Source organism: Pseudoxanthomonas taiwanensis, from assembly GCF_010093135.1.
GTDB classification, from domain to species: Bacteria; Pseudomonadota; Gammaproteobacteria; order Xanthomonadales; family Xanthomonadaceae; genus Pseudoxanthomonas; species Pseudoxanthomonas taiwanensis.
Genome location: NZ_PDWK01000013.1, coordinates 45217 through 51930, shown reverse-complemented (window position 1 = coordinate 51930; position 6714 = coordinate 45217). Strand labels below are relative to the sequence as shown.

The 6714-nt window shown below is 71.1% G+C and carries 3 protein-coding genes and 1 riboswitch; of the genes, 2 read left to right on the top strand and 1 reads right to left on the bottom strand.

Annotation, left to right across the window (positions count from 1 at the left end):
* Positions 1-306 precede the first annotated feature (306 nt).
* Positions 307-1557, top strand: coding sequence for a dipeptidase (locus CR938_RS04150; protein WP_162123805.1), 1251 nt, complete (start codon positions 307-309; stop codon positions 1555-1557).
* A 483-nt stretch (positions 1558-2040) separates the two neighbouring features.
* Positions 2041-3873, top strand: a complete 1833-nt coding sequence (gene glmS / locus CR938_RS04145) for a glutamine--fructose-6-phosphate transaminase (isomerizing) (protein ID WP_162123804.1) — start codon at positions 2041-2043, stop codon at positions 3871-3873.
* 102 nt (positions 3874-3975) lie between these two features.
* Here glmS and metE read toward each other — a convergent pair whose 3' ends face one another.
* Positions 3976-6261, bottom strand: coding sequence for a 5-methyltetrahydropteroyltriglutamate--homocysteine S-methyltransferase (gene metE / locus CR938_RS04140; RefSeq protein WP_162123803.1), 2286 nt, complete (start codon positions 6259-6261; stop codon positions 3976-3978).
* A 206-nt stretch (positions 6262-6467) separates the two neighbouring features.
* Positions 6468-6700, bottom strand: a riboswitch (cobalamin riboswitch).
* Between the last annotated feature and the right edge of the window lie 14 nt (positions 6701-6714).

The window sequence follows — 6714 nt, the reverse complement described above, 5'->3', positions numbered from 1 at the left end:
AGTGAAACGCAACAGCGCCGATGGTAGTGTGGGCTTCCCATGCGAGAGTAGGTCATCGCCAGGGTCTTTACCCCGAACCCCCAGGCCAAAAGCCTGGGGGTTCTTCTTTGCGCCAGCCCAAACCCACACCCCGACAGACGCAGCCCCACCTGACCACCCGTCACCCCCACAAACCCGAAGACGGAAAGGGCGCGCCGGCCATGTACCGGGCCGAGGCGGATGCCCCCGGGGGAAGCAGGACTTCCGTACCTGTACGCGGCGGCCCGCATCGCCAACAATCGGCGGACCTGTCATGGGGGAGAGCCGATGAAAGCAGTTGTAGCCGCGACGCTGGCCGCGAGCCTGGCCCTAGCCTGGCCGTACGCATCCGAAGCCGCCGGGAAGAAGGTCGATCCGCAGGAGGCCGCGCGCATCCACGAGCGCCTGCTGGTGCTGGACACCCACCTGGATACGCCGGCCAACTTCGCCCGGCCCGGCTGGAGCATCCTCGACGACCACAGCCACGAGCGCGACCTGTCCCAGGTGGACCTGCCGCGCATGCGCAAGGGCGGCCTGGACGGCGGCTTCTGGGTGATCTACACCGGCCAGGGCGAACGCACCCCCGAAGGCAACCGCCGGGCGCGCGACCACGGCCTCAAGCGCCTGGTCGAGATCCGCGAGATGGTGGCGGCCCATCCGCAGCACTTCGAGCTGGCGCTGAGCGCCGACGACGCGGTCCGCATCGCCGCGGCCGGCAAGCGTGTGGTGTTCATCAGCATGGAGAACGCCTCGCCGCTGGCCAGCGATCCCACGCTGCTGACCGCCTACCACGCCCTGGGTCTGCGCATGCTGGGCATCACCCACATCGGCAACAACGACTTCGGCGATTCGGCCAACTCCGCGCCGGAATGGAACGGCCTGAGCCCGGCCGGCAAGGCGCTGGTGGCCGAGGCCAACCGCTTGGGCATCGTGCTGGATGCCTCGCATGCCAGCGACCTGGTGTTCGACCAGCTGCTGGAGCTGTCGCGCGCGCCGATCGTGCTCTCGCACACCAGCTCCGATGCGGTGTACGAGCATCCGCGCAACATCGACGACGAGCGCATCCGCAGGCTGGCGGCCAAGGGTGGTGTGATCCACGTCAACGCCTATCCGGGCTACCTCATCCCGCGCGAGGAAAGCCCGGAGCGCAAGCGCGCCATGGACGAGCTGGAGGCGCGCTTCGGCGACTACGAAAAGCTGCCGCCGGAGCAGGTGGCCGCCTACCTGCGCGAGCGCGACGCCATCGACGCCCGCTACCCGCTGGCCCAGGCCACGTTCGAGGACTACATGCGCCACCTGCTGCACATCCTCGAGGTGGCCGGGCCCGAGCACGTGGGCATCGGTGCCGACTGGGACGGCGGTGGCGGCGTGCAGGGGCTGGAGGACGTGTCCGCGCTGCCGCGCATCACCCAGGCCCTGCTGGAGGCTGGCTACAGCGAGCAGGACCTGGCCAACATCTGGGGCGGCAACATCCTACGCGTGCTGCGCCAGGCCGAGCAGGTGGCCGCGCAGATGGCGGAGGAGGCCACCGGCGGCTGAGCCGCCCGGTCACGGGTACGGCAAAAGGAAGGGCCGGTCGCCGCAAGGCGCCGGCCGAGGTCTCCAGGCCGATCCGGGCCTTCTCCAGCGCGTCGCGGGCACGTGCCAGCTCGTTGTTGGAGACCGCGCCGCCGGCGGCCGGCCACAGCCAGCGGCGCCAGCGGGGAACGGGAGTGGTCGAGAGGGGGCGGTCCTGGGCGGAGGTGTCGCGGATCATGCGGGTCCGGGGGTGTGGTGTCCCTCCTGCCTGTGCAGGCCCCGTGCCAAGCGCAAGCCATTGATGCGCAAGGGTGTCCGCCGCCGTTCACGGTGTCCGCGGTGTCCGCCGGACACCCGCGCGGACACCGCCGGCGGGCCGGTCCGGACAATTCCGGCCAAGCTGTCCGGAAGCTGGCCGGACGGCGGCCGCGCCCGCCGCGGCGCCCGGGTGCGCCGGGCCGCTCGGCTAGAATCACGGGCCTTGTCACGGATGGAAGCAGCGCAATGTGCGGCATCGTTGGCGCGATCGCGGATCGCGACGTGGTTCCGGTCCTGGTCGAGGGCCTCAAGCGCCTGGAGTACCGCGGCTATGACTCTTCCGGCATCGCCGTCGCCGATCCGGACAGCGTGCGCCGCGTGCGCCGCACCGGGCGCGTGGCGGAGATGGAGCAGGCGGCGGTCGCCGAGGGCTTCAACGGCCGCCTGGGCATCGGCCACACCCGCTGGGCCACCCATGGCGGGGTGACCGAGGCCAACGCCCACCCGCACATCAGCCACGGCGAGCTGGCGCTGGTCCACAACGGCATCATCGAGAACCACGAGGAGCAGCGCGAGCGCCTGCGCGGCCTGGGCTACGAGTTCGAGTCGCAGACCGACACCGAGGTCATCGCCCACCTGATCCACCACTACATGGCCAGCGGCAAGGACCTGCTGGGCGCGCTGCAGGCCGCGGTCAAGGAGCTGACCGGCGCCTACGCCCTGGCCGTGGTCAGCCTGCGCGAGCCCGACCGCCTGGTCGGCGCGCGCATGGGCTGCCCGCTGCTGGTGGGCCTGGGCGAGGGCGAGAACTTCCTGGCCTCGGACGTGTCGGCCATCGTCCAGGCCACCCGCCGGGTGATCTTCCTGGAGGAGGGCGACACCGTCGAGGTGACCCGCGCCGGCGTGCGTGTGTTCGACGCGCAGGACCGCCAGGTGCAGCGCGAGGTGCACGTGTCGGACGTGTCGCTGGCCTCGCTGGAGCTGGGCCCGTACCGGCACTACATGCAGAAGGAGATCCACGAGCAGCCGCGTGCCATCGCCGACACCATCGAGGCGGTCATCGACGCCGGCAGCTTCCGGCCGGCCCTGTTCGGTGCCGGGGCGGAAGAGGTCCTGGGCAAGGTCCGCGGCGTGCAGATCCTGGCCTGCGGCACCAGCTACTACGCCGGCCTGACCGCGCGCTACTGGATCGAGGCCATCGCCGGCCTGCCGTGCAGCGTAGAGATCGCCAGCGAGTACCGCTACCGCGAGGCTTGGGCCGATCCGGACCACCTGGTGGTGACCATCTCCCAGTCCGGCGAGACCCTGGACACGCTGGAGGCCCTCAAGTACGCCAAGGCGCTGGGCCACCGCCACACCCTGTCCATCTGCAACGTGCCCGAGAGCGCGATCCCGCGCGCTAGCGAGCTGGTCTGCTATACCCGCGCCGGCGCCGAGATCGGCGTGGCCTCGACCAAGGCCTTCACCACCCAGCTGGCCGCGCTGTTCCAGCTGACCGTGGTCCTGGCCAAGCTGCACGGCCGCCTTGGCCCGGAGCAGGAGGCCGACTACCTGGAGCAGCTGCGCATGCTGCCGGGCAGCGTGCAGCACGCGCTGAACCTGGAACCGCAGATCCAGGTCTGGGCCGAGCGCTTCGCCGCCAAGCAGAACGCCCTGTTCCTGGGCCGCGGCCTGCACTACCCGATCGCCCTGGAGGGCGCGCTCAAGCTCAAGGAGATCTCCTACATCCACGCCGAGGCCTACCCGGCCGGCGAGCTCAAGCACGGCCCGCTGGCGCTGGTGGACGCGGACATGCCGGTGGTGGTGATCGCCCCCAACGACCGCCTGCTGGAGAAGGTCAAGTCCAACATGCAGGAAGTGCGCGCCCGCGGCGGCGAGCTGTTCGTGTTCGCCGACCAGGACAGCAACTTCACCGCCTCCGAGGGCGTGCACGTGATCCGCACCCCGCGCCATGCCGGCGTGCTGAGCCCGGTGATCCACACCATCCCGGTGCAGCTGCTGGCCTACCACACCGCCCTGGCCCGCGGCACCGACGTGGACAAGCCGCGCAACCTGGCCAAGTCGGTCACGGTCGAGTAGCCGGCATCGGCCGGGGCGGCGCGGGTGCGCTGCACCGCGCCGGGCGCCATGGCCCCCGGCGCGGCCCGCGGCAGGGTGGCGCGGGGACGCCCCCCCGCCGCGTCACCGGGCGGCCGATTCGCGCATGACCATGGCCGCCTCGACCATCCTGCGCAGCGCCAGGTCCGTTTCCTCCCAGCCGCGTGTCTTCAGCCCGCAGTCCGGGTTCACCCACAGCTGGTCCGGCGCCAGCACCTCCCGCGCCTTGCCGAGCAGTTCCACCATCTCGGCGGTGGTGGGGATGCGCGGGGAGTGGATGTCGTACACGCCCGGGCCGATCTGGTTGGGGTAGCGGAACCTGGCGAAGGCATCCAGCAGCTCCATCCGCGAGCGCGAGGTCTCGATCGAGATCACGTCCGCGTCCATCGCCGCCACCGCCTGGATGATGTCGTTGAATTCGGCGTAGCACATGTGGGTGTGGATCTGGGTGGCATCGTCCACCCCGGACGCGCACAGGCGGAAGCATTCGACCGCCCATTCCAGGTAGGCGTCCCAGTGCGCGCGCCGCAGTGGCAGCCCCTCGCGCAGGGCCGGTTCGTCGATCTGGATCACCCGGATGCCGGCCGCCTCCAGGTCCAGGACTTCGTCGCGCAGGGCCAGTGCGATCTGCCTGCAGGTGTCCGCGCGCGGCTGGTCGTCGCGCACGAACGACCACTGCATCAGGGTCACCGGGCCGGTGAGCATGCCCTTGACCGGGCGCGAGGTCAGCGACTGGGCGTACCGCGCCCAGCGCACCGTCATCGGCGCCGGCCGCGCCACGTCACCGAAGATCACCGGGGGTTTCACGCAACGGCTGCCGTAGCTCTGCACCCAGCCCAGCCTGGTGAACGCGAAGCCGTCCAGCTGTTCGCCGAAATACTCGACCATGTCGTTGCGCTCGAACTCGCCGTGGACCAGGACGTCGATCCCGACCTGCTCCTGGAAGCGCACGCACTGTTCGATCTGCGCCTCCAGGAACGCCTCATAGGCCGCCCCCTCCAGCTTGCCCGACTTGAACTTCGCCCGCGCCTCGCGCACCTGGCGGGTCTGCGGGAAGGAGCCGATGGTCGTGGTCGGGTACGGCGGCAATGCCAGGGCCGCCTGCTGGGCCTGGCGGCGCGCCGGGTAGTCCGAGACGCGGCGGCCCAGCGCCGGGTCGATGGCGGCCACGCGCTGCGCCACCTCCGGCCGGTGCACGCGCGTGGAGGCGCGGCGCGAGGCGTGGCGCAGGCGTGCGTCCTCCAGCGCGGCCTCGGCACCAGGGTGGCCATCCAGGGCATCGGCCAGCACCCGGATCTCGCCGAGCTTCTGCTTGGCGAAGGACAGCCAGGAGCGCAGTTCCGGATCCAGGCCGTTCTCGGCGTCCAGGTCCACCGGCACGTGCAGCAGCGAACACGACGGCGCCAGGCACACGTTGTCCGCGCCGAGCCGGGTGCGCGCGTACCGCGCCAGCAGCAGCGCGTTGTCCAGGCGCGTGCGCCATACGTTGCGCCCGTCCACCAGGCCCAGCGACAGCATGCGCCCGGGCGGCAGCGCATCCAGCGCCGCTTCCAGCTGCTCGGGGGCGCGGACCAGGTCCAGGTGCAGGCCGTCCACCGGCAGCGATGCGGCCAGCTGCAGGTTGTCGCCGAGCGCGCCGAAGTAGGAGGCGAGCATCAGTTTCGGCCGGGGGCCGGCTGCCAGAGCCGCATAGGCCCGGCGGCAGGCGTCGCGAACCGGCTCCGGCAGGTCCAGCACCAGCGCCGGCTCGTCGACCTGGACCCAGCCCGCGCCCGCCGCGTGCAGTTTCTCCAGCAGCTGCACATAGGCCGGGACCAGCCGGTCCAGCAGCGCGAAGCGGTCGCTGCCGTCGACCGTCTTGGACAGCCACAGGAAGGTGACCGGCCCGATCAGGACCGGCCGGGTCTCGATGCCGAGCCTGCGCGCCTCCAGGTACTGCGCCACCGGCGTGTCGCCGCGCAGGGCGAAGTCCTGGCCGGCCTCCAGCTCGGGCACGAGGTAGTGGTAGTTGGTGTCGAACCACTTGGTCATCTCCAGCGCGTGCAGGTCGATGCCCGGGCGCTGCAGTCCGCGCGCCATGGCGAAGTAGCCGGCCAGCGGTGCCGCCTCGACCACGGCGCGGTAGCGCCGGGGGATCGCGTCGAACAGCAACGCCGTGTCCAGGACCTGGTCGTACAGCGAGAAGTCGTTGGAGGGCGGCAGGTCGATGCCGGCCTCCCGTTGCAGCCGCCAGTGGCGGGCGCGCAGCTCCCGCGCGGTGTCGAGCAGTTGCGTGGCGGGCAGCTCGCCGCGCCAGTGGGCTTCCAGGGCCCGCTTCAGTTCGCGGCGTGGCCCGATGCGGGGAAAGCCGAGGTTGGTGGTCAGTGTCATCGATGTGATTCCTCATGCGTGGACGATGAGGAACGAAGGACCGGCGGCGTGCGCGGCTGGACACCGCGCACGCCGCCATGGCGACCTTCGCCCCCGCGGGCGAGCCGGAGCAGCCAGGGGGACGGGCGCGGGAACACTGCGTGGCCACGGCCACGCGATGCCTCCGGCCACCTCCCCGCGGAGGCTCCAGGTCAGGCGGAAGACGGACGCGTCTTCCGGCCGGGGCAGGTCTTCGGGCTCATGGACGGGCGGCCGGGGCCGCGTGCCTACTGTCCGCCGCTTCCCGGCCGGTGGGCCAGTGCGATGGCGGGGTTCGTTTCCAATTACCGCTGCGGGGCAGCGCCGGAATTGTCCTGCAGGGCAGGACGCACCGGACTTCCCTTTTAATTCATCGCTACATCTGGATGAAGCGATGAAACCTTCGGCGCGGAGAAGGTAGCCGGTCCACCGGCG